At 50.3% G+C, this 24,227-nt stretch carries 27 protein-coding genes; 13 read left to right on the top strand and 14 right to left on the bottom strand.

Translation table 11 applies throughout. The features are described from left to right. Positions 1-53: 53 nt before the first annotated feature. From fecA to fecI, 3 genes are all read right to left on the bottom strand, one after another. On the bottom strand, positions 54-2,384 hold the full coding sequence (gene fecA, locus HF679_RS08465) for a TonB-dependent Fe(3+) dicitrate receptor FecA (protein WP_187042860.1): 2,331 nt from the start codon (positions 2,382-2,384) through the stop codon (positions 54-56). Positions 2,385-2,481: 97 nt separating this feature from the next. Further along, on the bottom strand, positions 2,482-3,429 hold the full coding sequence (gene fecR / locus HF679_RS08460) for a ferric citrate uptake sigma factor regulator FecR (protein WP_187042859.1): 948 nt from the start codon (positions 3,427-3,429) through the stop codon (positions 2,482-2,484). Further along, entirely contained in the window at positions 3,426-3,947 is a 522-nt protein-coding gene (gene fecI / locus HF679_RS08455) for a ferric citrate uptake sigma factor FecI (protein ID WP_187042858.1), read from the bottom strand. The genes fecR and fecI overlap by 4 nt, the downstream gene beginning before the upstream one ends. A gap of 789 nt (positions 3,948-4,736) precedes the next feature. On the opposite strand from fecI, the gene lpxP reads away from it, so the two are divergent. From lpxP to HF679_RS08440, 3 genes are all read left to right on the top strand, one after another. Further along, complete coding sequence (lpxP, locus tag HF679_RS08450; RefSeq protein ID WP_123753962.1) at positions 4,737-5,651, top strand: kdo(2)-lipid IV(A) palmitoleoyltransferase; 915 nt, start codon at positions 4,737-4,739, stop codon at positions 5,649-5,651. A gap of 91 nt (positions 5,652-5,742) precedes the next feature. Beyond that, positions 5,743-6,381 (top strand): leucine efflux protein LeuE, encoded by a 639-nt coding sequence (gene leuE, locus HF679_RS08445; RefSeq protein ID WP_174508991.1) that lies wholly within the window; start codon positions 5,743-5,745, stop codon positions 6,379-6,381. A gap of 126 nt (positions 6,382-6,507) precedes the next feature. Further along, complete coding sequence (locus tag HF679_RS08440; protein WP_123753964.1) at positions 6,508-6,771, top strand: DUF2534 family protein; 264 nt, start codon at positions 6,508-6,510, stop codon at positions 6,769-6,771. A 70-nt stretch (positions 6,772-6,841) separates the two neighbouring features. On the opposite strand, the gene HF679_RS24865 is transcribed toward HF679_RS08440, so the two are convergent. The 5 genes from HF679_RS24865 to HF679_RS08420 all read right to left on the bottom strand — a co-directional run bounded on the left by HF679_RS24865 (position 6,842) and on the right by HF679_RS08420 (position 10,163). Continuing rightward, on the bottom strand, positions 6,842-6,964 hold the full coding sequence (locus tag HF679_RS24865; protein WP_227540094.1) for a hypothetical protein: 123 nt from the start codon (positions 6,962-6,964) through the stop codon (positions 6,842-6,844). Between the two features lie 205 nt (positions 6,965-7,169). Next, positions 7,170-7,271: a YoaK family small membrane protein gene (locus HF679_RS08435; protein ID WP_123755447.1), complete on the bottom strand. Its 102-nt coding sequence runs from the start codon at positions 7,269-7,271 to the stop codon at positions 7,170-7,172. 215 nt (positions 7,272-7,486) lie between these two features. After that, positions 7,487-8,500 carry a sensor domain-containing diguanylate cyclase gene (locus tag HF679_RS08430; RefSeq protein WP_123753966.1) on the bottom strand — a complete coding sequence of 338 codons (1,014 nt, stop codon included), beginning with the start codon at positions 8,498-8,500 and terminating at the stop codon, positions 7,487-7,489. A gap of 234 nt (positions 8,501-8,734) precedes the next feature. Beyond that, positions 8,735-9,748, bottom strand: a complete 1,014-nt coding sequence (locus tag HF679_RS08425; RefSeq protein WP_073554187.1) for a tyrosine-type recombinase/integrase — start codon at positions 9,746-9,748, stop codon at positions 8,735-8,737. A 115-nt stretch (positions 9,749-9,863) separates the two neighbouring features. Next, positions 9,864-10,163 carry a helix-turn-helix domain-containing protein gene (locus tag HF679_RS08420; protein WP_032688283.1) on the bottom strand — a complete coding sequence of 100 codons (300 nt, stop codon included), beginning with the start codon at positions 10,161-10,163 and terminating at the stop codon, positions 9,864-9,866. A 122-nt stretch (positions 10,164-10,285) separates the two neighbouring features. Between HF679_RS08420 and HF679_RS08415 the strand changes: the two genes are divergently transcribed. Continuing rightward, entirely contained in the window at positions 10,286-10,555 is a 270-nt protein-coding gene (locus HF679_RS08415) for a regulatory phage cox family protein (RefSeq protein ID WP_187042857.1), read from the top strand. 104 nt (positions 10,556-10,659) lie between these two features. Here HF679_RS08415 and HF679_RS08410 read toward each other — a convergent pair whose 3' ends face one another. Next, positions 10,660-10,875, bottom strand: coding sequence for a hypothetical protein (locus HF679_RS08410; protein WP_023300862.1), 216 nt, complete (start codon positions 10,873-10,875; stop codon positions 10,660-10,662). Positions 10,876-11,008: 133 nt separating this feature from the next. Here HF679_RS08410 and HF679_RS08405 point away from each other — a divergent pair, with 133 nt between their 5' ends. From HF679_RS08405 to HF679_RS08375, 7 genes are all read left to right on the top strand, one after another. Then, positions 11,009-11,227 (top strand): DUF4761 domain-containing protein, encoded by a 219-nt coding sequence (locus tag HF679_RS08405; RefSeq protein ID WP_187042856.1) that lies wholly within the window; start codon positions 11,009-11,011, stop codon positions 11,225-11,227. Positions 11,228-11,242: 15 nt separating this feature from the next. Beyond that, positions 11,243-11,620, top strand: coding sequence for a hypothetical protein (locus HF679_RS08400; RefSeq protein WP_187042855.1), 378 nt, complete (start codon positions 11,243-11,245; stop codon positions 11,618-11,620). Between the two features lie 15 nt (positions 11,621-11,635). Further along, entirely contained in the window at positions 11,636-11,908 is a 273-nt protein-coding gene (locus HF679_RS08395; RefSeq protein WP_187042854.1) for a hypothetical protein, read from the top strand. 68 nt (positions 11,909-11,976) lie between these two features. Beyond that, positions 11,977-12,201: a hypothetical protein gene (locus HF679_RS08390; RefSeq protein ID WP_004213098.1), complete on the top strand. Its 225-nt coding sequence runs from the start codon at positions 11,977-11,979 to the stop codon at positions 12,199-12,201. 8 nt (positions 12,202-12,209) lie between these two features. Beyond that, positions 12,210-12,764, top strand: a complete 555-nt coding sequence (locus HF679_RS08385; protein WP_261802994.1) for a 3'-5' exonuclease — start codon at positions 12,210-12,212, stop codon at positions 12,762-12,764. Between the two features lie 232 nt (positions 12,765-12,996). After that, positions 12,997-13,932: a DNA adenine methylase gene (locus HF679_RS08380; protein WP_187042852.1), complete on the top strand. Its 936-nt coding sequence runs from the start codon at positions 12,997-12,999 to the stop codon at positions 13,930-13,932. A 37-nt stretch (positions 13,933-13,969) separates the two neighbouring features. Continuing rightward, positions 13,970-16,165, top strand: a complete 2,196-nt coding sequence (locus tag HF679_RS08375) for a replication endonuclease (protein ID WP_261802993.1) — start codon at positions 13,970-13,972, stop codon at positions 16,163-16,165. A 263-nt stretch (positions 16,166-16,428) separates the two neighbouring features. Here HF679_RS08375 and HF679_RS08370 read toward each other — a convergent pair whose 3' ends face one another. From HF679_RS08370 to HF679_RS08350, 5 genes are all read right to left on the bottom strand, one after another. After that, positions 16,429-17,196: a hypothetical protein gene (locus tag HF679_RS08370; protein WP_187042851.1), complete on the bottom strand. Its 768-nt coding sequence runs from the start codon at positions 17,194-17,196 to the stop codon at positions 16,429-16,431. Then, a complete protein-coding gene (locus HF679_RS08365) occupies positions 17,180-17,518 on the bottom strand; it encodes a hypothetical protein (RefSeq protein ID WP_187043091.1) in 339 nt (112 codons plus the stop codon). The genes HF679_RS08370 and HF679_RS08365 overlap by 17 nt, the downstream gene beginning before the upstream one ends. Before the next feature lie 17 nt (positions 17,519-17,535). Then, complete coding sequence (locus HF679_RS08360) at positions 17,536-18,900, bottom strand: hypothetical protein (protein ID WP_119185689.1); 1,365 nt, start codon at positions 18,898-18,900, stop codon at positions 17,536-17,538. A 475-nt stretch (positions 18,901-19,375) separates the two neighbouring features. Beyond that, positions 19,376-20,428 carry a phage portal protein gene (locus tag HF679_RS08355; RefSeq protein WP_410003355.1) on the bottom strand — a complete coding sequence of 351 codons (1,053 nt, stop codon included), beginning with the start codon at positions 20,426-20,428 and terminating at the stop codon, positions 19,376-19,378. Positions 20,429-20,430: 2 nt separating this feature from the next. Next, positions 20,431-22,158 (bottom strand): terminase large subunit domain-containing protein, encoded by a 1,728-nt coding sequence (locus HF679_RS08350; RefSeq protein ID WP_187042849.1) that lies wholly within the window; start codon positions 22,156-22,158, stop codon positions 20,431-20,433. Positions 22,159-22,313: 155 nt separating this feature from the next. Here HF679_RS08350 and HF679_RS08345 point away from each other — a divergent pair, with 155 nt between their 5' ends. Then, positions 22,314-23,153, top strand: a complete 840-nt coding sequence (locus tag HF679_RS08345) for a GPO family capsid scaffolding protein (RefSeq protein WP_187042848.1) — start codon at positions 22,314-22,316, stop codon at positions 23,151-23,153. A gap of 9 nt (positions 23,154-23,162) precedes the next feature. Next, positions 23,163-24,197 (top strand): phage major capsid protein, P2 family, encoded by a 1,035-nt coding sequence (locus tag HF679_RS08340; protein WP_187042847.1) that lies wholly within the window; start codon positions 23,163-23,165, stop codon positions 24,195-24,197. Positions 24,198-24,227: the final 30 nt, after the last annotated feature.

Here is a 24,227-nt window from a genome sequence, read left to right as displayed (position 1 = left end):
GCAAGCAACAACACCCCGCAGCGCCGCGATATTACGGCGCTGCGGCTGGCGGATCAGAACTTCATTGATCCTTGCAGATACACCGTGCGCGGCTGACCGGCATAAAGACCTTTGTTGTTATCGTCGTAAGAGCGGGTGTAATAGTCGTGGTCGAAGATATTCTTCACCCCCAGCGCGAGGTTGAGATTGGCCATCTGTGGGCCAAAGTCGTAGCCGACGCGCGCCCCCCACAGCATATAGCCGGGGATCCGCCCGGTGCTGCCGTCGGCGCTCTCTTCCACGGTATTGGCGTTATCAGCAAACTGGCTGGACTGGAAATCGCTGTTGAGGTTAAAGGTCCACTGGCCCGGCTTGTAGTCCACGCCAAGGGTTCCTTTATGCTTCGGTGAAAACGGTACCTGGTTGCCGTAGGTGTCACCTTTTTCCCGAATAACGGCGTTGACGTAGGCGTAGCTGGCGTAGACCGACAGGTTTTCCAGGCGTGGGTTGAGATCCCCAAGATCGTAGCGCGTCTGGGTTTCCAGGCCGCTGTGCCGGGTTTTGCCGCGGGCGGTCACGGTATCGTTGGTCTGGTTGGAGTCGTACTGATTATTAAAGTTAATCAGGAACAGCCCCATTTCGGCGCTTAACGCGCCGTTGTCGTAGCGGGTACCGAGCTCCCAGGTGCGGGCTTTTTCCGGTTCCACATTGCCGCTTTGCACAGCCTTGCCAATTTGGCTGTACTGTACGGTTCCGAACGATCCTTCGGTGTTGGCATAAAGATTCCAGCTGTCGTTGAGGTGATACAGCACGTTCAGGGCCGGCAGCGGTGCGTTGTAGCTGACCTGCTCGTGGGTGCCTTTGAGGTTATTGTCCTGGTAGGATTCGATGTGCTCAAACCGCATTCCGGGGGTGATGGTCCAGTCGCCAATATCAATACGATCGTCGATGTACCAGGCGTGCGCTTCGGTACCAGAGCGTGTATCGCGATCGTAGGGGCTGGCGGTGGTCGGCAGCTCGCCGCTGGCGGTGGTGGTGTAGTAGCGCATTTCGTGAGTGGCTTCATTCACGTAGCGGTAACCGACGCCGACTTCATGGGCGGAAGGGCCAATCATAAAGCTCTGGCTGTAGCGCGGTTCGATGCCGCGTACCCAGTATTCACGTGGGGAGAGGGTAGTGCGTTTTCCTTGATCCAGATAGCCGCTGCGCAGGGTGTGAGTGTAGAAACCCTGAATGTTGAATTTATGCTGGGCATCCGGCTGATACTGATAGCCGAGACTGGCGAGCTGGCGGCGTCCCCAGAAGCGGTCATTGGGACGGGTAGATTGCCAGCGGTCGGCGTTATAGTCGGCGCGTGAGAGGCCGCCGGGCATGTCCGCTTCGCCGTCGTAGTATTGCAGCAGGCTGTTAAAGGTATGCACTTCGTTTGGCGCATATTTGCTTTTCAGCATCACGTCATCGATCCGGGTGGCGCTGTGTTCGCGCCAGTCGCTGCCGCGGGTGCCGGAATAAAGCAGGGCGCTGCCGAAACCGTTGTCCGCGGTGCCGCCGATCATCAGGTTGTGCGTCTCTTTCGGATTGTTTTGCGAAGAGGTCGGGCTGAGCTGACCTTCAATGCTGGCCGCCATACCAAAATCCTGCGGAATGGCGCGGGTCACGAAGTTCACCACGCCGCCGACGCTCTGCGGCCCGTAGCGCACCGCGCCGCCGCCGCGTACCACATCGATAGCATCCATATTGCCGAGCGACACAGGGGCCAGCGACAGCTGCGGCTGACCGTAAGGAGCGAACGGTACCGGAATGCCGTCCATCAGTACCGTGGAGCGGCTGGCAAGGCGCGGGTTGAGGCCGCGAATACCGAAGTTCATCGCCAGATCGTGGCTGCCGGTCCCGTTGTTCTCCGGGGCGTTAACGCCTGGGATACGGTTCAGTACCTCGCGCATGGTGGTGGCCCCGGTTTTGGCGAAATCATCCCGACGGATAACGTCGCGGGCGCCGGCGTGCTCAAACACATCGTTTTCCCGAGCGTCGCCCAGCCAGTCGCCGACCACCGTCAGCGTCGATTCCGTGCTGACCGGCGCGGGCTCGAGGGTCCAGGCATTATTACCCAACGATTTCAGCTGCAGGCCGCTGCCGTCGAGCAGGGTTTGCAGACCCTCTTCAACGTCATAGCTGCCGTGCAGCCCGTTGCTGTGTTTACCTCGCGTCAGGCTGGCATCCGCCGATAAGGCGATGCCACTGCGCGCGGCGTATTGATTCAGTGCGTTGTCTAAATCCCCGGCAGCAATGTCAAACTGAGCAGCGGCAAATACCGGTGCCACGGCCAGCGCCGCGAGCGGCAGCAGGCTTAAACGGATGGCCATCACCAGAGGCATCGGTTTGCGTAAAACGCGGAAAGGCGTCATGTGTTCTCCATGATCGTTTTTGGTTGTCTTCATCTGTTAAGTCGAACGAGGAGATGAAAAGGGACAATGGAGAATGAGAATTTTTTGTATTTTTTTCTCAGGCGGCGATAACGGTGACCCAGTAGCGGGTGGCGAACTGCAGTTTCACCGGCAGCGTTTGGGCGATGATGTGCAAAATCACGTCGGTATTGCCCAGCGGGAAGGTGCCGCTCAGCCGTAAATCGCCGACCGCAGGATCGCAGCGCAGAATGCCGGGTCGATAGCGGGAGAGGGTGGCGATGACCTCGCGCAGCGGCCGGTCGCGGAAGCTGAGCACCCCTTCGGTCCAGCTCTCTTCGCTGCGGTTTACCGGCTGCAGCGAGGAGAAACTCTCGCGGGTAAAGCGTTGGCTTTCACCGGCGTGAATAATGGTGTTCAGGCCGTTGGGCAATACGACTTCTACCGCGTGCTGTTGCACCGTCAGGCGTGTCTCAGCGGTAAACTGACGGACGATAAACTCGGTCCCCAGCGCGGTGAGTAAACCGTCGCGAGTCTGCACGCGAAACGGTCGCTGCTGTTTATCGCGCGCGGTGGTAATGGCAATTTCGCCGTAGCGCAACTGGACCAGCCGCTGGCGGGCATCAAAGCGGACATCGGCGGCGCTGTCGGTATTCAGCGTGAGCAGGGTGCCATCATCGAGGGTATGGCGCAGCGGCATGCCTTTCGCCGTACGGTAATCGGCACGGTACCCGCTGGCCAGCTCGCTGTTCCAGATCTGCCAGCCGCTGCCGCCGGCAATCAGCAGCATCACCCCTTTCAGGACCTGACGGCGAGTCAGGCGGCTGTCGTTGAGGGTGCGGCTGGCAAGCGTGCCGGGGAGTTGCCCCATCTGCTGGCGCAGATTCTCCACCTGCTGCCACGCCCACTGGTGGTCGCGATCCTGTTCATACCATTGCTGCCAGCGCGCCTCCTGCTGCGGATTCGCCCGGCCGTCGCTCAATACCGCGTACCAGTGTGAAGCCGAACGTAGCGCCTGACGACGGGACTCGCTTAATGACGTGTTCACAGGCCGTTCTCCAGGCGGAACAGCAGGCAGTGTTCGGTGGCTTTGGCGATATATTTTTTGATAGAGCTGACTGAGACCCCCAGTCGAACGGCAATCTCGGCGTAGGTCAGGCCTTCAAGCTGCGACAGCAAAAAGGCCTCGCGGGCTTTGCGGCTCAGGCCATCGAGCATGGCATCTATCTGCTGTAATGTTTCGAGCTGGCTTTGCTGTAATTCCGGGGGCGGGGCCAGTTCCTCAGGTAGCTGGGCCATCATCTCCAGCCAGGCGCGTTCCAGGGCATTACGGCGGAACAGATCGATCATCACCCGTTTTGCCACGGTGCAGAGAAAGGATTTCGGATCGCGGATGGTGGCTAACGCCTCGCCACTCATTAACCGTAAGAATGTATCCTGGGCAACGTCGTCAGCGTCATGGGCAGATTGCAGCTTCCGGGTAAGCCATGTTTTCAGCCAACCGTGATGGGCCTGGTAAAGCGACGCAAGCGTCAAAGGTGTGCTGGTGGCGGAAAGCTGAGACATGACCGGGTTCGAGGCAAGTTATCAATAAGGTTTATGTTAATATGAGAATGGTTCTCATTTCAATTGAAATGCGGCTAAAAAGGCGCTAACGGGCAATAATTTCAATAAGTGATTGTTGCGATTGATGAATTGATCTGCATTCGGTGTATCAGACTATGAAGTGGGCCGCCAGCAGGGCATCCTCGCTGGTTTAAGGTAAAGAACGATAATTATTCGTTATAATCGAGTAAAGGATCGTTTATTTTGTGAGAGTAAAAAGCATAAGCATAATTTATAAAATTGAGGGGATTCTTATTTCATAGATAAAAAAGGAATGAAAAGATCCGCGCCCTGAAATTTTCAAATGAAATTGCGGCGACAATAGCCAGTAGCTATATTCCGCAGCTATTTTATGACCACCCTTTATTGTTTTAATGATCTGGCGCATCGACAACGGTGAGGGCGGGCGGTCTCTGCCGCTAGCCTAGTCATAGCGGGGCCTGCGGTAGCGGACGATCGCAGAAGATGCAAGTTGATTTAATAATGTGCAATCAGATTAACGACATAATTAGCGAATAAAGTATTGGCACGGTAAATAATTGTAATCAACGCTTCTTTTTTATTTTACATTCTGTTACAGTTGTGGCGTTATTATGCTTTTTTCACGCCAGCGGCGTTTTTTACTTGCCCGAGTGAATTTAGCCGGATTACTATTGTCATAGTTGCTATACGTACCGCCTAACGACTGATGAAGGGACTTCGTTTTTTCCTTAAGCGTTACCCCATTTATAGACGTTTACAGGAAAAATCATGCCTTGCGCTTTTAATAAAAGTCTACTTCACCCTCGCAACTGGGGGACCTGGTTTGGCCTCGCCATACTCTGGTTAATCGTGCAATTACCCTATCCACTTCTCCATACTATTGGTACCAGCGCGGGTAAGGCCTCACGCCGTTTTCTCAAGCGCCGGGAACATATTGCCCGACGCAATCTTGAACTGTGTTTCCCGGACATGTCCGCCGAAGCACGAGAAAAAATGATTGAACAGAACTTCATGTCGCTGGGTATGGGACTTATCGAAACCGGTATGGCCTGGTTCTGGAGCGACGAGCGGGTCAAAAAATGGTTTGACGTTGAAGGCTTCGATAATCTCAGCAAAGCGCTGAGTGCCGGGCAGGGCGTGATGGTGGTTGGCGTACACTTTATGTCGCTGGAACTTGGCGGTCGTACTATGGGACTGTGTCGGCCAATGATGGCGACCTATCGTCCGCACAACAGCCCGCTGATGGAGTGGGTACAGACCCGCGGACGGTTGCGTTCGAATAAAGCGATGATCGATCGGCGTAATTTGTCTGGCCTGGTGCATGCGCTGAAAGCCGGCGAAGCGGTATGGTTTGCCCCGGATCAGGACTACGGCCCGAAAGGCAGCGTGTTTGCGCCGTTCTTCTCTGTCCCGCAGGCGGCGACCACTAACGGTACCTATGTGCTCTCTCGCCTGTCAGGCGCGAAGATGCTGAGCATCAGCATGGTGCGCAAAGCCGACAGAAAAGGCTACACCTTATATATCAGCGATGTGCTGAACGATTATCCTGGTGAAGATAAACAGGATGCCGCCAGCTATATCAATAAAGTGATCGAAAAAGAGATTCTGCGCGCACCGGAGCAATATCTGTGGGTGCACCGCCGTTTCAAAACGCGTCCGCTGGGTGAAGGTTCACTCTACTAATTCAACAAGCACGGTAAGCGCTTTCAAAATCGCAGCAGTTGCGTTAACGTGAGCGCGATCATGTTTTTTGTTGAAAGCGAAGGAGTGCAGCGTGTTCGCTGAGTTTGGTGTACTGAATTATTTAACCTACCTGGTCGGGGCTATTTTTATCATCCTGGTTCCCGGCCCTAATACCTTTTTTGTTCTGAAGACCGGGATTGCTCACGGCGTAAAGAAAGGCTATCTGGCGGCGGCCGGGGTGTTCATTGGTGATGCGGTACTGATGATGCTGGCTTTTGCCGGCGTCGCGACACTGATTAAGACCACGCCGGTGTTATTTAATATCGTTCGCTATCTGGGGGCGATTTACCTGCTGTGGCTTGGTGGCAAAATGTTGTACGCCGTGCTGACCCAGCGGGACGGGCATGCCGACACCAGTGCCGAGCCGGGGAGCGCGATCCTGAAACGCTCGCTGACGTTGAGCCTGACTAATCCGAAAGCCATCCTCTTCTATGTCTCGTTTTTCGTGCAGTTTATTGACGTGAGCGCGAAAACGCCGGGACTGGCATTCTTTATTCTGGCGCTGACGCTGGAGATCATTAGCTTTATGTATATGAGCTTCCTGATCCTCTCCGGTTCGTTCGTGACGCGCTATGTGAAAACGAAAACCAAGCTGGCTAAAATCGGTAACAGTCTGATTGGCCTTGTTTTCGTCGGCTTTGCCGCGCGGCTGGCGACGCTGCAATCCTGATCGGCAGGCCGGTAACCATTCCGGCCAGCCAGTGGTAATCACTGCGTTGTAACAAAAACCCTTCAATTTTTATTGCATTGATGTTACATATACAGCCGATTATCGGTCAGTCAAAAGGGAACCCGGATGATTCTGCAAAAACTCATCAGCAATAAAAACAGCAAGAAATTCTTCTTGTCGATAGGGATTGTGTTTGCCATCGCGCTTACCGTGGTTGGGCGTGCGACGTTCGGCGGCGTGGTCAGCGAATACAATATGCCGTATTCGGAGTGGACGGTGTCGATGTTCTTCCTGCAAGGGGCGATGGTGACCGTTTACAGCACCGTGTTCACGCTGCTGTTCTCTATTCCGCTGGGGTTCTTCTTTTTAGGTTCCGATCGTCAGGACTGATTGCCAGTCTCGATAAAACGGGGCGAACCGACGTTCGCCCTGCTTGATGCTTCGCTCGCTAATCCCTCAATTACCAACCGCGACCATCATAATGATGGTGGTGGCGCCCGTGATGATAGCCATCATGCACGATACAACCCGATAACAGCGTGCATAGCGTAAGTAGCAACGTTAACACGATCGGTTTTTTCATCTCTCACTTCTCCGCTGGTCCACCGTCCGCGGGCAAAGGGCCTGCGGAATCGGCTGATGAAGTGAGTGTATAGCGTTAAGTTATTGAGTGGATAAGACAACTCTGCAATTTCAGCCGGGTAAAAAATACGATTACCACCAGCCGAACTGCACGCCTGCCAGCGCAATAATAGCGACGATAAGCATAATAATGGTGCTTTTTTTCATCACGCGCCTCCCGGCGACGCGTAACCGCCGACAAAAAACCAACCGAGAAAAATAACGGCGACGATAAAGATGGCCACCGGGAAAAGAATACCCAATCTCATTGTGTTACCTCTGGGGCCAGACATCCTGCCCGTAATATAAGAGTCCATTAAGAGCCTATCCCATTAGGCTATTTTATTTGCCATTTTGGTCCTGGGCAGTGCTCACCATCCTCACGTACTGCGTGTACGCTCCGGTGGTTCCGCGCTGTCCGCGGCCAAACTGGCTGCAACAATCTACGCCTACTGGGATAGGCTCTAAGCCGCGCTATCATACCTTAATCAAGATACAGGAAGGTTTCTTTGCGACGGGATTTTTTATCCTGATACATGGCATCATCGGCGGCACGTAAAGCGCTTTCGACATCCTGGTTATGAGGATTAACGTCAATAACGCCAAAGCTGGCCCCAGGATAATCGATCCGGTGGCCGGCGAGATGATACACCCCGCTTAAGGCCTGGCGCAGCGTGGCGACAAAGGCCAGCTGCTGCGCGGCATCCCGCTCGGCGCCAACCACTAAAAACTCATCGCCGCCCAGTCGTCCCACCAGATCGCCAGGCTCAAGGCGGGCAGTTAAGCGTTCACCAATCTGAATCAAGAAGCTGTCGCCGCACTGGTGACCGAAGCGATCGTTAATCGCTTTAAAATCGTCAAGGTCGATAAAGACCATCAGGATATTACGCTGCTGCTCACGGGCGCGGGGAAATATCGACGTCAGGTGTTTAAACAGCGCCCGACGATTCGCCAGCCCGGTGAGTTCATCGGTATAAGAGTGCATCTCTAACGCGACGTTGGCCTCGCGCAGTTGGTCAACCAGCGTCTCTTTCTCAATATAGTGAGAGATTAAATTCGCAAACAGCCCCATGACCTGCTCACCCTCAAGGTTGTAGGGCTGCTTGTCGCGGCTGGTGGCGCACAGCGTGCCGTACAGCGAGCCGTCGGCGAGGCGCACGGGGATGCTGAAGAAGGTCATGATCCCCAGGTCTTGAGCGGCAATGCACGAGCGCCAGCGATGGTTGACATCATTGCTGAACTGGCAGTTATCGTCGATGGCTCGTTTGCATAATGAATCATTCCAGGGCACGGAAAACCCTTCCGGGATCTGCATAACGCTGCTGTTATGTGCATACATAATAAGCTGACGCTGTGCTTCAAAATCAATACGAGTCAGATACGTCGACTCCATTCTGGTCACCAGCTCCAGCATCTCAAGCAACTGCCGAACTAATAATTCCAGGGAATGTTCGTTGGCGAGTGTTTGCGAAACACGAGCAAGAATAAAATCTGACATGAATGTACGGCTCCCGATCGCGAGTGAAGACAGCCAGCAGATCCAGCTGGCGACGGCTACCCACGAAAAGTAAACATAGATACATCAAATTTAACACATTAATTCGGGGAATACCTGCGATCGCAGCGGGGAAAAAAAGCCCCGTCGGGTGCATTACCTAAACCTGGTAGTTGTGGCTTTCAACAGTGTAATGCGGGTTGCGCGGCACACAACACCATCGAAAGCCATATTTACCTACCTAAGTGTGGACATAATGTGGACATTTTCCGCATCAATGCCACCTCTTAAGGGGTTAAGAGAAATGGCGTCCTGTAAATACTCAGGCGCAAAGTGAGCATAGGCCATCGTTTGCTCAATTCGGGCGTGCCCGAGGATCCTTTGTAGCGTTATGATGCTTCCCCCATTAATCATAAAGTGCGTCGCGAAACTGTGCCTCAAGGCGTGCGTAGACTGACCAGTCGGGAGATCTGGTTTTACTTCCCGAAGTGTCTGCCTGAAGTCGGTATACGACGCACTGGTAAACAACAAACCTCGCTTACCACCAGCTATGAGTTTCGCGACTTCTGCTGATACCGGAACAGTGCGAAGCTTGTTGCTCTTGGTTTTAACGAACGTTACTCGATTCTGTATGATGTTTTCCGCCTTGAGTCGTGCAGCTTCACCCCAACGAGCACCGGTGCTTAAACAGAGGATCGCGATCTTCCTGTTGTCGCCATCGAGCTTTGAGAGTAAAAGGGCTATCTCTCCTTCGGTGAGATAGCCGGTTTCGGGTACTTCTTCCTTCAGCTTTTTTCTGCCCCGAATTGGATGCTCACCGGAGAACAATTCGGCCTCAATAAGCGCAGTGAACATGCCACTTGTACTATTAAGATCGCGGTTTATGGTCGAAGCTTTAATGCCCTGGCTTCTTCTCGTTGAGTAGTACTGACTTATCAGCGCCTTCGTGATCTGAAATGCACAAGGATCGTTAGTCATCCTGCAGAACGTCTCAATCTTATTGCGATTTATCCGTCCATGTTCCTCGTGCTTTCCCTTCAAATTCCACCAGATCTGTATTAACTCAGACAGATGCCGCTTATCTGTCGGTTTTGATAACCACTCTTTAGTATGGTGGTTAAACTGGGTGTGCTTCTCAAATGCTACTGCTTCACTCTTCTTGTCAAACCTCCTGCGGATGCGCTTTCCGTTGCGCCCGGCAGGTCTTATGTCCACTTCATATCGACCATCATCGAGTTTCTTAATTGTCATAAGAAATCCCTCAGATGGGGGCGTTTGCTTTTAGGCTTCAACGCGTTGCCATTATGTGATGAATACTTTTCGACCAATAACAGACATTTGAAATGTATGTAAGACCGGTTAATTGTTAACCAATCTTTTGGTCTGATTGCTGCGAGGTTGTTAAGTCTTGCCCAAAGTGTGCGAGGGCCGGTGCGATTTGACCGGATTCAGGGGATACCTGATCGGTCATAAACCACAAGGCGTACTTACAAAAACGGGGGTGCTGGAGAATTTTCATTGCTATATCGGTTGGAGGGATAGTCCTCCCGCTTTCATAGTATGTGAGTGAGCTGTAAGGAACTCCTGTAATTTCAGCAAATTGCTTTCTGTTTAGCCTCTCGGACTCGCGGATTAACGCGAGTTTCTCGCTAATAGCGGTTGACATGTTATCAAGATCCTCTAATATCTTTCGGTATGTTCTACTCAAATTCAATTTTCTCTAAAATCACTGATGCACATTAGAGAACATTGAAACCCATTGGTTAGATCTAGATAAGAGGTTATCAGATGAACAAAAAAAATGTCAGTAGCAGCGACGCCATTCCGTATCAGGAGTTTGCGAAAATTATAGGGAAAACGCCGGCAGCAGTTAGAGGCATGATCGAAAAAGGGAAGCTACCTGTAATCGAAATGACCGATCCCCAATCAACTTCTGGCCGTGCGGGCGAGTACTGGGTTTACCTTCCAGCCTGGAACAACGGCATGAAACTGGCCTACGAAAGTCGTCCAAAGGAGATCAGGGAAGGGTGGTTGATGTGGCTTGGACTGGGAGAATGAAAATGCTCAAACCTGCTGAATCAGATAGTGCATTACAAGGGCAAATCTTCTACCGTGGCGATATGAAAAGCGCCACATTGGTGGCGCTGGTACCCTACAAGCAATTACTTGCCACGATTTCTGTTGACGTGATCTTGCAGAATGGCGGCCAACTCTTCGATCTCATCCAAGGCGAGCCCAACAAAGAAACGGTCGGTGGATGGAATGGAGACTTTTTGCGGGAAGCCAAAGCCAATAAAAGCCATACCAGATTCGCCTTCGACGTAACCATATTGCTTGGCGATAACATAGGGATCCTTACGAACTTCATTACTAGACATTGAAACTCCTTGTTTTATGTGTAGTTGCCTGCCCATTCTTGGCGGAATGCAGGCCATAAAAAAATACCATAAACAAGCCATCATGAATGGCTTAACAATTCAATGAATATCTTTTGTTTGACGGAGTTCTCATATGAAGAGTGGGGTTGGTAAGGGGGGGGTGCAGTTGAATAGCAAAACCAGTCTTTACTGTGGTTTTACTATTCTGAAACTCCCACGCAAAAAACCGTACAACCGCCAGCGCTATCAAATTACACACACAGGCCATTATTTCGGCATTGACTTTGCTTTATCAGAAGCATGCCGAACGATTGACAGAATCATGAATAAAAAGCGCTTCATTGCTTTTTAATCTCTGGGGGCGAAAATGAAACTTGAATATGCAGATAAAATTAATTCGCTTTTACAATGCTTCCATTTCAATAAAGAGTTTCTGGAATGGAATCATGATTACTCTCTTCAGCTCTTACGCCATGGCGTATCCCACCTTTATCATTTCGCAATGCTTCAAGGCGAGAATGATGAATGCACTCTTGAAGAACTCCGCAACATCATTATTGCCGTGACCGATGGCGACATCCCTAAACCATACGACCTGCTATCACTCGACACTGAGCAACTGAAGAAGGCTATGGTGTTTGCCAAGCCGCCGGCGGTAACTGTAGAAGTTACCCCGGAGATCTTGCAACACCTGAAACTGGGAGCAAAAGCCTCCTGGCGGCTGGAGCCCCCTTGCTTTAACTGATCATCGGAGTACGCCATGTTCACCGAAGAAAAAACATCTTGGGAACAGGAAATGCTGATCCGAGAGGCGATGGAAAGTGCAGAGCAGGGGTTCACTGTACATCTGAAAAACGGTGCTCGTATCACCATTACTTCAAAAAGCCCGTCTAAAGATTTAATAATTTACGGGCTCGAAAAAGCCATTCGCGGTAATCACGATCGCGCGCGAATGACCTTTATTGATTTCATGTATTACTGGCATGAAAGGATATTTAAGCAGATTAAAAGAAAACCGCGTCCAAACAATTAATTAACCCGATTTAAAAATAACGGCATTCACTTTGCCGGGGATTCGTTTTGCCTTTTTTAGGAGGTTGCATGTCGGTTACGTCAATAAAGCCGGAAGGCGGAATAAGCGATCCAGAGTTTATGGGTATCAGCACCAATGCGCGCAAAGGCGAGCGCGCCCACTTACTAGGATTGCTGCGCATCCGTATGGGCCTGCTGAAAGAGCAAGGCCTTACCCCCGAAGAGATTTATTCAGCACTTGAGCAGTGGATAGCCAACCACGAAACAATCACCAGCGAGGGCAGTAGACCATGAATCACGTAATGATCGATTTGATTAACGTTAGTAAGAAACCATCATCACCTCTGTGTGCCATTGAAGCTGTGTTTTTTGAACCCTCAACAGGGCAGATCGGAAAGGTTTTTTATTCTTCGATAGACATTCGTAAATCTGAAAGCTTGAAGGGCCGTATCAGCATTAGTACGGCATTCGATTGGATGAAAAAAGACTCTCACTGGCGCGCCGAAGTAATGAGCGCAACCGAAGCTGAAGAAGATGCACTTTGCAGCCTTGCTGCTTTCATCGCCGACAATACCTGTCCCCGGAACGCGGCGTTATTCGTATGGTTCAAAGATGTCCCGGAAAAACTGGTTTCACTTCGTTATGCCGTGGATCGCTTAGAGGTGTCAGGCATTTTCCCTGAAGGCACAAAATACCGCTGCATTCGTTCACTTCTCGACCTTGCTGCTGCCACAGACTATGCGCCTCATGCGAGAAGCGCCCTGGCATGTTACACGCTCACTGACGCGCGATATCAAGCAGAGCAAGTCTGCGAAATCTGGCAGCGCTTGACCTCTCCACACACTGGATCGCTATGAGGGCCGCCATGCATTCGCATCTGTCTGTTGTTTGTAACGCGCCGTTGCCGGTTTGTAAGAGGGCGCTTGCCGCCCTGAATTGCTTTGCTCGTGGACAGCGTAATTACACCCGAGTCAAGCCACACGCCTATCTCGTGATCCGCATTGGCCTCCGTTGGCGTTTGCTCAGCAAAAACGGTGGTAAGCAGTGGCGACTGATGACCCATGAAACCTATAACCAGGAATGCCGCAAATGATTAAGTCACCTCTTAAGTGGGCTGGCGGTAAAACCCGCGTGTTGCCGGAGCTGCTGAAGCACTTACCTAAAGCCGATTGCTTGATTGAGCCCTTTGTAGGCAGTGGCACAGTCTTTATGAATACGGAATACCGCCGCTATGTGCTTTGTGACAGCAATCGCGCATTGATCAATTTCTTCCTCGCGCTCAGGGAAGACCCTGAAAGATTGATACTGATCGCCAGGAACGTATTCAGAAATGGCAATAACGAAGATAGCTATTACGAAGAGCGCAAGTTGTTCAACCACCTGTCGTGGGATGACGAGTGTGCAGATGATTACGTTGTACGGTGGGCTGCATCATTTTTATACCTGAACCGCCACTGCTTTAACGGGCTTTATCGCACCAACAGGGATGGCGGTTTCAATGTTCCATTTGGCAGCTATAAGGCACCTTATTTTCCAGAAGCAGAAATGCGCCTATTTGCCGAAAAGGCGCTGGATACTCACGCGCTCTTTCTTTGTAATGATTTTCGTACTTCTATTCCGTACGTTGTCAGGAACCGCCTGGACTCCGTGATTTACTGCGATCCGCCGTACATCCCGACTAGCAAAACAGCCAATTTTACCGCTTACGGCAAGCCATTTACCCTGGATGATCACCGCGCTTTGGTTACGGCGTTGCTGGACGTTAATCGCCAGCATGGAACGCGCTCGGTCATCTCGAATAGCGACACACCAGAAACACGCCAGATCTACTCCGCTTTCAATCTCCACGCCTTCAGAGTTCGACGTTCCGTTAGCGCCAAAACCCGCGATATGGCCGGTGAAGTGATTGGCGTTCTTCGCGTGTGTGGTGGTTGCGGTCGTTATGGTGGTGGAGGTTGCCCGGACTGTGGGGCGGTGATGGGGGATGCGACATATGCCGAAATGTTTGGTGCGCCGGCTTGTTGAAGCGTTGGCTTTGCAAAATAAGATTCGAAGGTGAGTTATGCCTGACTCCACATCCCTGGCATGGAGCTGGAATGCCAGAAAGCAGCCAGTAAACCCTTATGCTGTTGATGCGCCTGCACAGAAACCATCTGCGCTGGCCGTCTGGATTGCTCTTTATGAGCAGGATAAAAGCGATCAACGCGAGCAGGCTGAAGCAATGAGTCGTGCAGCAGAAGAGTACCTCTTTTCTGTTGCACATTGCGATCCCTGGCACTATGACGAATTGAATGATGCGCTGATTGAGAAAGCTAAGCGACATGCAGAACTCCATCGTGTTGATCCTCTTACCCTGATTCGTGATGACGTCGCCAGCTTGCCTGGTTTCCTGCGCAAGCCGCTGGAAACAAGGATTAAGTATTTGGAAAAATCAGAAGATCCGCGCCATTTGCCTACCTATCTGAATGAGGTCATTACTCCCTCATTAGTGAGGATTGACAAGGTCCGTGCTAACCAGGCGTCGCTGTCATTCCAGGCCATGGCTGGTAGGGATAGCCTTGATCAACTCCTTCGACTTGCTGAACTGAATCAGCGGGAGGTTAAGCGGCTTTCAACGCTGGTCGCAGCGCACATTGATATGATTTTTATCCAGCTTTGCGGTGAGATGCTGACCGATGAATTAGCTTCTCCCATCGTAATACTGGAGCTCTATCGTCGTGTGGCGGCCGAAGTGTCACGCCTCGATGTTATCCCGCCGGGTTATGAAGCGCTCCGCAGCAAACATAATCGCCGCAACCCGATTAACTACGAGTTGATACCGGGCGCGCTAGCCCGTATGCGTTGTGCTGACTGGTGGCAACGTAAGCTGTGGCAACTCCGCAACGAATGGCGGGAAGAGTTGCTTCGGGCAGCGTGCCTTGTTCATCGGCACGCATCACCTTATGTCAGCCATGACATCCTGTTGCAGAAGCGGGAACAACGCCGTAAGGCGATGGATTTTTTCCGCAACCATGATCTGATTAACGAAGATGGCGACACGCTCAACATGGAGGATGTGGTGCTTGCAAGTGCCAGCAATCCAGCGCACCGTCGTAATGAGATGATGGCCTGTGTCAAAGGCCTGGAATTGATAGCTGAAATGCGTGGCGACTGCGCCATGTTCTATACCATCACCTGTCCTTCTAAGTACCACGCCACACTGATGAACGGGAAGCCTAACCCTACATGGGATCAATCGACAGTTAGGAAAAGCAGCGACTATCTGGTTGATACGTTTGCGGCATTCCGTAAGGCAATGCACAAAAAAGAGCTGCGCTGGTACGGCGTCCGCGTAGCCGAACCACATCACGATGGCACTGTGCACTGGCATTTATTGTGTTTTATGCGCAAAAAACATCGACGTGCAATCACAGAGCTGCTGCGTCGTTTCACTATCCGAGAAGATCGTGCCGAACTTGGCAATAACACTGGCGCTCGTTTCAAGTCAAAGCTGATAGACCCGCGAAAGGGGACTCCGGCCAGTTATATTGCAAAGTACGTCAGTAAAAACATCGATGGGCGTGGGCTGGGTGACACCGTCAGCAAGGAGACGGGTAAATCACTACGTGATAGTGCCGAGCACGTCACTGCGTGGGCATCGTTGCACCGTGTTCAACAATTTCGTTTTTTTGGGATTCCAGGCCGCCAGGCGTACCGCGAGTTACGATTGTTCGCATCGCAGGCAACTCGTGCAATGAAAACCAGCAAACCGGGTGCTCCGGTACTTATGGATCCAAAACTGGACGCTGTGCTTGCTGCTGCTGATGTTGGCTGTTTTGCCACTTACATTATGAAGCAGGGCGGTGTACTTGTTCCCCGCAAAAATTACCTCATTCATACCGCCTACGAGCCGACAGTCGAACCAGGAACCTATGGCGATCACGGGATTCGTATTTATGGCATTTGGTCGCCAATCACCGGTAAGGAAAACAAAATATGCACGCATGTCCATACCTGGAAGATGGTGAAGAAGGCTTCCGCTAACCCAGGCGCTGAAAGCGCCGCCCAGGGCGACTCCGTCGCCCCTTGGACTCGTGGCAATAACTGTCCCTATCCCTTAAAAAGCGAGGGCGGAGGGATAGGTAGTGATAAAGTATTATCGGTAAAATTGGTTCAGGATGCAGAGTCAGGGCCGCTGGATGTAACCCAATTACCTGCTAAAGAAAGAAGAAACGTAATAAGGCGCTTGTGTGAAACATTCAAAGGTTATGCCAGATAATACATTAGGTGATAGAACTTAATTGTATGGTTTCTTATGGTAAATTTTCATCATCCATGATGAGAATATTATTTGTGAGTAGTGCTAAAGTTGATTTTTAATTATTTTAATGGATGTACAGAGTGGGGTAAGTATTGTAATTTAATTGAGATGTTTTAGTCGTGCCATAGAGAGGTTGCCCTCATGTCTTAAATGACATGGAAACCATGTTTTTTGAGGGCTTATTTTAAATTAGTGTTAAATAAAATAATAAATGTTAATTTTCATATTTTCTTATGAATTTGCACAAGCTCTTTTATTAATTTCGTGTTAAATTCCGTTACATCTAAAATTCTTGTTTGTAAAGGGTCTAGCTGATGATTATCAATATTGTTGTCAAGTTCGTCACATATATTTTCAAGGGCGCTTATTGATGTTTGCATATTTGGAAAACTATTTAATATTGAAAAGGTCTCATGTAACTCTTCAATTTTAATAGAGATTGTATCTTGATAAAAATTTGAGAAGTCACTGTTATTCATATTAAAACTGTCTTTCAAATCAGAGCAGATTTTAAACATTAACTCATTTATTTTTGGGAAAATTACTTCTCTTAGCCAAAAACCATCATGTATAGCATCTTTTTTTTGCTTGCGTTGCAAATGTATTGGGACCAATACTGATGCTAATAATGCTAGAAATGATATTGCTATAGCTATATAGTCAGGTTTAGATTCTGGAGTTTTTACAATATTGTAAAAATCACTTTTTTTATCATTTGGAATTTCATAATGCTGCATATCTACAACCGATGATTCTCTTGATAAATACTTTGGAGAGAAATTAAGTTCTTTCGGTTTTCGCACACTATAGGCATTATTATCTGGCATGCCATCTAACGGTAGATTTCTGACAGCATCATTGTAAAATGATAAATCATCGATATTTTCGTAACGGCTTACATTAGAACTGTCACAACCGATGATTGAAAAAAAAATGACAGGTAGAACTGTCATTTTTTTTAAACGATCAGGTTTAAAATAAAGGTGCATTTTTCCTGAGGCCTCTTTTAACTGCCCGATCAAATTCTGAAAGCATTCCTTCCTTATATTGTTCACCATCTAAAATAGTGACCTTAAAAAAGTCGGAAGGTTTTGAATAATCAGGTATTATCTTTTCAAGCATACCTAAAAAATATGAGCTAGATACGACAATACTTTCTGGCATTAGAATGTATATCAAATCTTTTCCATCGGTATTGAATTGTTTCAAGTTGAAGTAATTGTATGCTTCTTGTCCGTTTGCTCTACCAGCAAACAGTTTTTTAGTTGTAGCACCAACTAACTTATTGAAATCTATAGTAACGTTAGACATGTTCATAATCCTATTCCTTAAGAACGCTTCGTTTTTTGTAAAGGAAAACGAATATTAACCATAACACCAGGGAAATAGGCGTTCGTCATTTCCTTAAGATAAGCGCGATCTGGCTCAGTTGCAAGACTATCGTTGTTGAATGGATATGAGTAGGTTTCACTTTCATCATCTTCTTCATCGATTTTACAAATAAGGCGATAACGACCATCAAAAGATATATGTGTTTTACCAGATATAAGGGACATTTTTGGTTCTTCAATAGAACTACCACGAATTCTTCTAAGATTGTCATGCATATCTTGGAAAAATTTCAACAGTTCGATTGTACCTGTACCGGAACTATCTGAATCAGTAATGTTTTTGCAACTGACTCGTCCTTGAAGTGCGGCTACGGTAACTAACCCTTCCCTAAACATGCCTCGTTTATTTATATGTTTCTTTACATAAGGCTTAACTTGCTCATTAAATGAGAAATGAGTCTCTGGTAAGCCTTCAAATGTTTCGGCAATTGTATTCCCAAAATTAATTATAGTTAATTCACATACTGGGGAATGAGCGTTGTTATTTACGTAACCTCTTACAAACCATCGTGGTCTTTGTGATAAACCACAATGTCTTTCTGCATTATCCAATAACTCACCCATGCATGATGTCAAATATTTGCTGGCATTTTCTTTTAATTGTAAATCATGGTCGTTTAAACATTCGTCAATATATTGGGCGAATTTTTCTGCAGTGTGATTTTTACGATCTTGAGCAAATGCAGACGCTTCTTCTTTCCCAATTGAATCAAATTTAAAAACTCTTTGTTTAGGGTTGTCTTTTCTTGTTGTGTAGTCAAGAATTGTGCCTGGGGATGCTTCATCCATTTCCTTCACGATCCCCATGCATTTAATTATTTCACGGTGAGCTTCTTTTTTCGGGTAAGTGCCATTAATAATAACTTTGTCAGAAAAGTTTACATTGGATTGCCGAGCTTCAGTCACGGCTAAGCCTAATAGATATTCAGCACCAAGACATTTGTATTGAGCTGAGGTGTAATCTATGGTCACTGACTTATTTGTTCCTCTGCTAATAAATTTACTGGCAGAGTGAATGAATATCAATGATTCTTCTGGATTTTCATAAAAACTTAATTTTCTTGGAACTATTATTTTGTTTTTTGAGATTATTTTTCCACTGATACCTTTTTTCATCGGAACAATTTTATCTATGAAATTCACTATCGGGTTAGATATGAATCCCGCGTCATTTGATATGACAATTTTTTTGTGCCCAGTTTTACGTTTTCTAGCTATATTTTGCTCGCGCGAAATAGAATACAAGTGACGATTCCATGCACGCAAAAAAAACACTCTGCCATTGACGCTATTCTTTTTCATATCAATCCCTACCGATGCTAATGCAAGATCTTCCTTGTCCCAGATAACCTCGCCAATCTAACCCCCAACCATACTATACATGCAACCAAAAAAACAATTCGAAGACTGCAAGATTCTGCATAAATTTGCACAATTTTTATGGAAGTGTTTACCTGAGTTGCGGCCTGTAGCGGAGCGCTTCGACGCTTAATCTACAAGCGCACAAAAACACGAGTGTTAGCTGCGCGCAGGTGACGGGGGGCAAGCCCCCGCAAGCGGGTCAGGGTAGGGAAGGCGGCAGAATACGCAATTTCACGGGTTCTGCGTCACGGTGAGCGGTGATTTTAGGTAGAGGCATGCCTCGCGCAGAAAAAAAGCAGCGATGCGTAGAGGGCAGCTGATGCGGGATTTTTTAAGCAGAAAAGATGAGGCCAGCGAAAACGCTGGCCTGTTATAAATGTCTGATGTTGTTCAAAGAAAGTGAATTCTCTAGCGGTTATTTCTCTGGGGAAAGCAACGCATAAGGGTTGAAACGGATCACCTCTTCTCCTAGCCACTCGTTGACCACCTTCAGGGCCTCCATTACTGGCGTCAGCTCGTTGATAGCGTAGACCCGTGCGGCCTTCTCGATATCCCCAAACGATCCATTTCCTGCTGGCATGGCGCCCATCAGCTGCGGCGGGATACGGTGCGCCGCGAGTATGTCGTCCCTGGTGGCATTCTTAATGTTGATAAACTCATCTTTAGCCGTGATCTGTTGAAACGGCAGGATCTGAACGCCATCCTTGCCGCCGCCTGGCGCATGCAGCAGTACGTTTTTAAATGCCCCTTTCCCACGCGCACCGGTCAGTGTCTCTTTGACTGTTTTCATGCTTTTGTCGTCAACCTGTCCCGCACCGATGTAGACAATACACCCCGCGTGGGAGCCGTTGTCGTAGTACAGCTTGCGGAACATGTCAGCGGAGTGTGACAAACTGGCCGCCAGCAGCGCTGCCATATATTCCGGCATACCGTAGACCTCCTGATTAATGTCCGGATTCAGAACGTGACACACTGAACCCGGTTTAAACGAGTGTTCCTCTTTCCAGCGCCGGATGAACCAGTACTGATCGAGGTCTGCACTTCCACGCCGGGTGTACTTTGCCAGTGAATGCCTGAAGGGAAGCGGCCCGCCCAGGCGATTGCGCGGCAGTTCAAGGTAGGCATTGCCAAACGTGAACCAGTCCAGCGCAAACGCGGAAAAGGTCTGGCGATTGAGCAGCTTGTGCGGAATAAAGCAGCCGGTCAGCACATTACGTTTGAAGTACAGAGCAGACTCATGCCAGGCGCTCTGGCGTGGCGCTTTAGCTAGACCATAAAAATCTACCGGTGTTTCATAGTATCGCCCGTTATCCAGGCAATAAAGATTGTCCAGCAGGTCGGCCATATCACGCACCGGATAAGGCCCGTCAAAGCTGAATGCTGTTAACTCAGGATCGCCCTTCAGTGACTCCGCAATGTCAGAACCGGAGGTGCTGGTTACCGGTTTTTTACTGTATTTCTTTTTCACTGTTACCACCCCATCGCGAAACCACCGCAGCCACTTTCCTGGCCCAGCGGTTCATTAATAATCGAAAGCATGGTCGCCCACGCCATATCACCATGGCTCACGCCGCGTGACCGGTCCGTCTCGTACGTCATGAAACCGCCGGGCGTAACGACTTTGCGGACGGCGTTAAAGGCTCTGACCAGGCCTTGCTCGCTGCGATCATATTCCCAGCGTCCGGCGCGTATCACCTGCAGCATTTTCAGGACCAGAGCGCGTTTGGATGAGAGGCTCATCTGGTAGCAGATAGCTGCCGGGAACCAGTTTTTAACAATCTGCCAGACCGCCTCGCCGATGCCTTGCCCGTCAATGGCGATATGGGTGACGTTGTAGCGTTCTGCTGCCTCCTTGATCACTGCCGCCTGCTGCTCAAATTCAAGGCCTCGCAGCTGCTGAATCTCAATCGTGCGGAACCGCCCTCCGGCCACCAGGGGAGGGACGGTGACGGACAGGGCGCCGGCATCACCATTACCACTGCCGCCGTTGGCGTCATAACCCAGCCAGACCTCACGCAGGCCCATAGGGCGCCCAGCGAAAGGTTTCCAGTCCGGCCAGTCGTCGTATCCGTCAACGCCGCATCCCAGCAACTGACTCAGGTTGAACGCGCTTTCACCGTCTTTGACGAACTCGCACATGTAGAGGTTTTCAAATTCATCAGGGCTGTTTTCATCCCTGATCTCGTCAATGTCGGTATAGTCCCAGCCGTTGTTGATGGCATCCTGAATAGTGACGATCTGCCGCCACGTTTTGTCCGGGTACAGCACGCCGCTATGGGTTTTCTTCCAGGTCACATCGAAATCAACACGCTGCGCTTTAGGCCGCTTTGCATTCCACCGATCACCGGTCCAGAACTGATAGGCTTCATGGCTTTCGCTGGAGGGCGTGGAGAAGTAGGTGCGCGTTAATCCCTTTAGCGTCGCCATGGCCCCGGCGACCTTACGCAGGTTGATAAAGTTACCGGTCCAGAAAAACTCATCAAATCGCAGGTGGCCGGTGTAAGACTGCGCGGTTGCCGCTGACGTCCCGAGAAAGTGCAGCTCTGCGCCATTCGATAGCGTAATCTGCTCACCGCCCTTGAGTTCAACATCCACCTCTTCTGCCGCTTTACGGATAAAGTTTCGGAACTGAAGCGCCTGTTTACGGGATGCTGAAAGGAAGATTTGGTTGCGCTGATAGTCATGTTTAACATCAGTCCTCAATGCGCCCAGCAGTGCCTCGCGGGCAAAGTACCAGGTCGCCCCAATCTGGCGCGATTTGAGGATCATCCGGTTACGCTGATCTCGCTGTTCGTACCAGCCGCGCTGATGCCAGGCAAGTGAGTCAATAATTTTTGTGCGCAGCGCTTCTATTTGCTCGTCGGTGAAATGGTTTTTCTTCTTGCGACGACTGGTTTTATTAACGCCAGAGAGGGTGGTGCTCTGCCCGGTATCCAGCTTTTTTAACTGCCGGGTTAACAGATCGATCTCTTTGAAATCGCCACCGGTTTTATTGTCCTTTGCACTTAACTGGCAGAGACGGGTGTCAATGGATTGCGTGACCCGTTTGATCGGTGTCGTCTCGTCCCACTCATCACGCTTTTTCCACGAATACACCGTATTGGAGTTGATACCCATCAGCCGGGATATTTCGGCGGGCGGATACCCCTGCCAGTAGAGCTGTTTGGCCCGCAATCGAATAAACGCATCCTGAATCATTCACACCCCCTTTTGAGCAGGGAGATTACCCGCGCGCGATCACGGCGGCGCGGGGTTTCAGGTCTGGGCGTTCTCCGACAACAAAACAGCGTGGCGCGGGGCTTTTACGCAATGCCATGATGCTGTGACTGACACAAACCAACAGGATAAACGACATGGCCAGCACCACTAAACCAGCCCGTAAAAAATTCCGTGTTGCGGTTTCTGGCGCGACGGTTGACGGGCGCGAGATCCGCTCGGAACACCTTCGCGACGCTGCGGCTAACTACAACCCCGATGTTTACGGCGCCCGCGTGAATGTAGAGCACTACCTTTCCCCTTATCCGGGCAGTGACTTTGGCGCCATGGGGGATGTGGCGGCATTAAGCGTTGAAGATATCACTGACGGTCCGCTTTCTGGTCGCACTGCGCTGTATGCCGAAATCGACGCATCAACGCGTATGAAGCAGCTCACTGATGACGGGAAAAAAGTCTACTCCAGCATTGAGCTGCATCCGCAATTTGCTCTTAACGGTAAGGCGTACGTGGTTGGCCTGGCGATGACAGACACGCCGGCAAGCCTGGGGACTGAGCGCCTCAAATTTGCCGCCCAGCAGCGTGCTCAGGTGATGGCCTTCAATAACCAACAGGCAGAGGCGCCGTTGTTCTCTGATGCGCTGGAGGCCGAAGTGGTCGAGCTGGCCGCCCAGCGCAGTGAAGAGGGCGCCAACTGGTTCAACCGCATGATGGGCATTCTGAATAAGGGCCAGAAGACTGACGATCAGCGCTTCAGTCAACTGCATCAGGTTGTTGAAGCCGTGGCGCAATCTCAGGCCGATCAGATTGACCGGTTCAGTGCCCTGGAGCAGGAACGCCAGCAGGACAAAACCACTTTTCAGCAACTGACCAGTGAACTCAACGCCTTGCGTAGTCAACTTCAGCTCCAGCCAGCAGAGAATTACAGCGCGCGGCCGGCGGCTACCGGTGCCAGCAGCACCCAGCTTGCAGAATTTTAAGAGGTAATCATGGAAAACCAGACCCGCGAACTATTTGATAATTATATTGTGCGTCAGGCGCAACTGAATGGCGTTTCACCTTCAGCCGTTGCCAACCGCTTTAGCGTTGATCCGACCATTCAGCAAAAGCTGGAACAGGCCGCCATGGAGTCGGACGACTTTATGAAGCAGGTTAACCACTTTGGGGTTAAGGAGCAGGAAGGCCAGAAAGTGAAGATCGGCAGTAAAGGGCCGATGGCGAGCACCAATAACAGCTCGGATGGCACCAACCGCCGCAACCCGGCGCCGAACCATAACAAAGAGCCGCAGAACTACCACTGCCGCAAAACCAACTATGATTATGCACTTTCCTATGCGGAACTGGATGCGTGGGCCGGTCACCCTGAGTTTCAGTCACTGATTAGCAATGCCATGGCCCGCCAGCTGGGGCTGGACCGCCAGATGGTTGGCTTCAATGGCACGCACTACTCCGAAAACTCCGATCGCACTGCGTATCCGTTATTGCAGGATTGCGGCGTGGGCTGGCTGCAAAAGATCCGCGATGAAGCACCGCAGCGCATTATGCCAGGTATCACGCTGACTTCCCGCGATGAGAACAACGCGGTAATTGCATCAGGCACCTACGGCAATATTGACGCCGCCGTGCTCGATGCACGTCACAGCCTCATGGATCCATGGTTCCGCCGTACCCCTGGTCTGGTCACCGTGCTCTCTTCCGATCTGCTGCTGAAAGTTAACCTGCCGAAAGTGAACGCGCTCAGCCAGACCAATCCGAATACCGAACTGCTGGCTGCGCAGCTCATTGTCAGCCAGGAAAAGATCGGCGGTCTGCCGACGGTCTTTGTCCCGGGTATTCCTGAAGATGTCGTACTCATCACCAACCTGAAAAACCTCTCTGTGTACTACCAGAAAGGCTCCCTACGTCGCTCTATCCGGGAAGAGCCGCACTACAACCGCGTGGCGACTTACCAGTCCAGCAATGATGACTATGTCATTGAAGAGTACGGCATGATTGCCATGATCGACGGCGTGACATTCGCCTGATAATCCCCATCACATGGCGGGCAGCAAGCC

The organism is Enterobacter sp. JUb54 (assembly GCF_014298075.1).
GTDB lineage: Bacteria > Pseudomonadota > Gammaproteobacteria > Enterobacterales > Enterobacteriaceae > Klebsiella > Klebsiella lignicola.
This window is presented reverse-complemented; position numbering and strand designations above follow the sequence as displayed.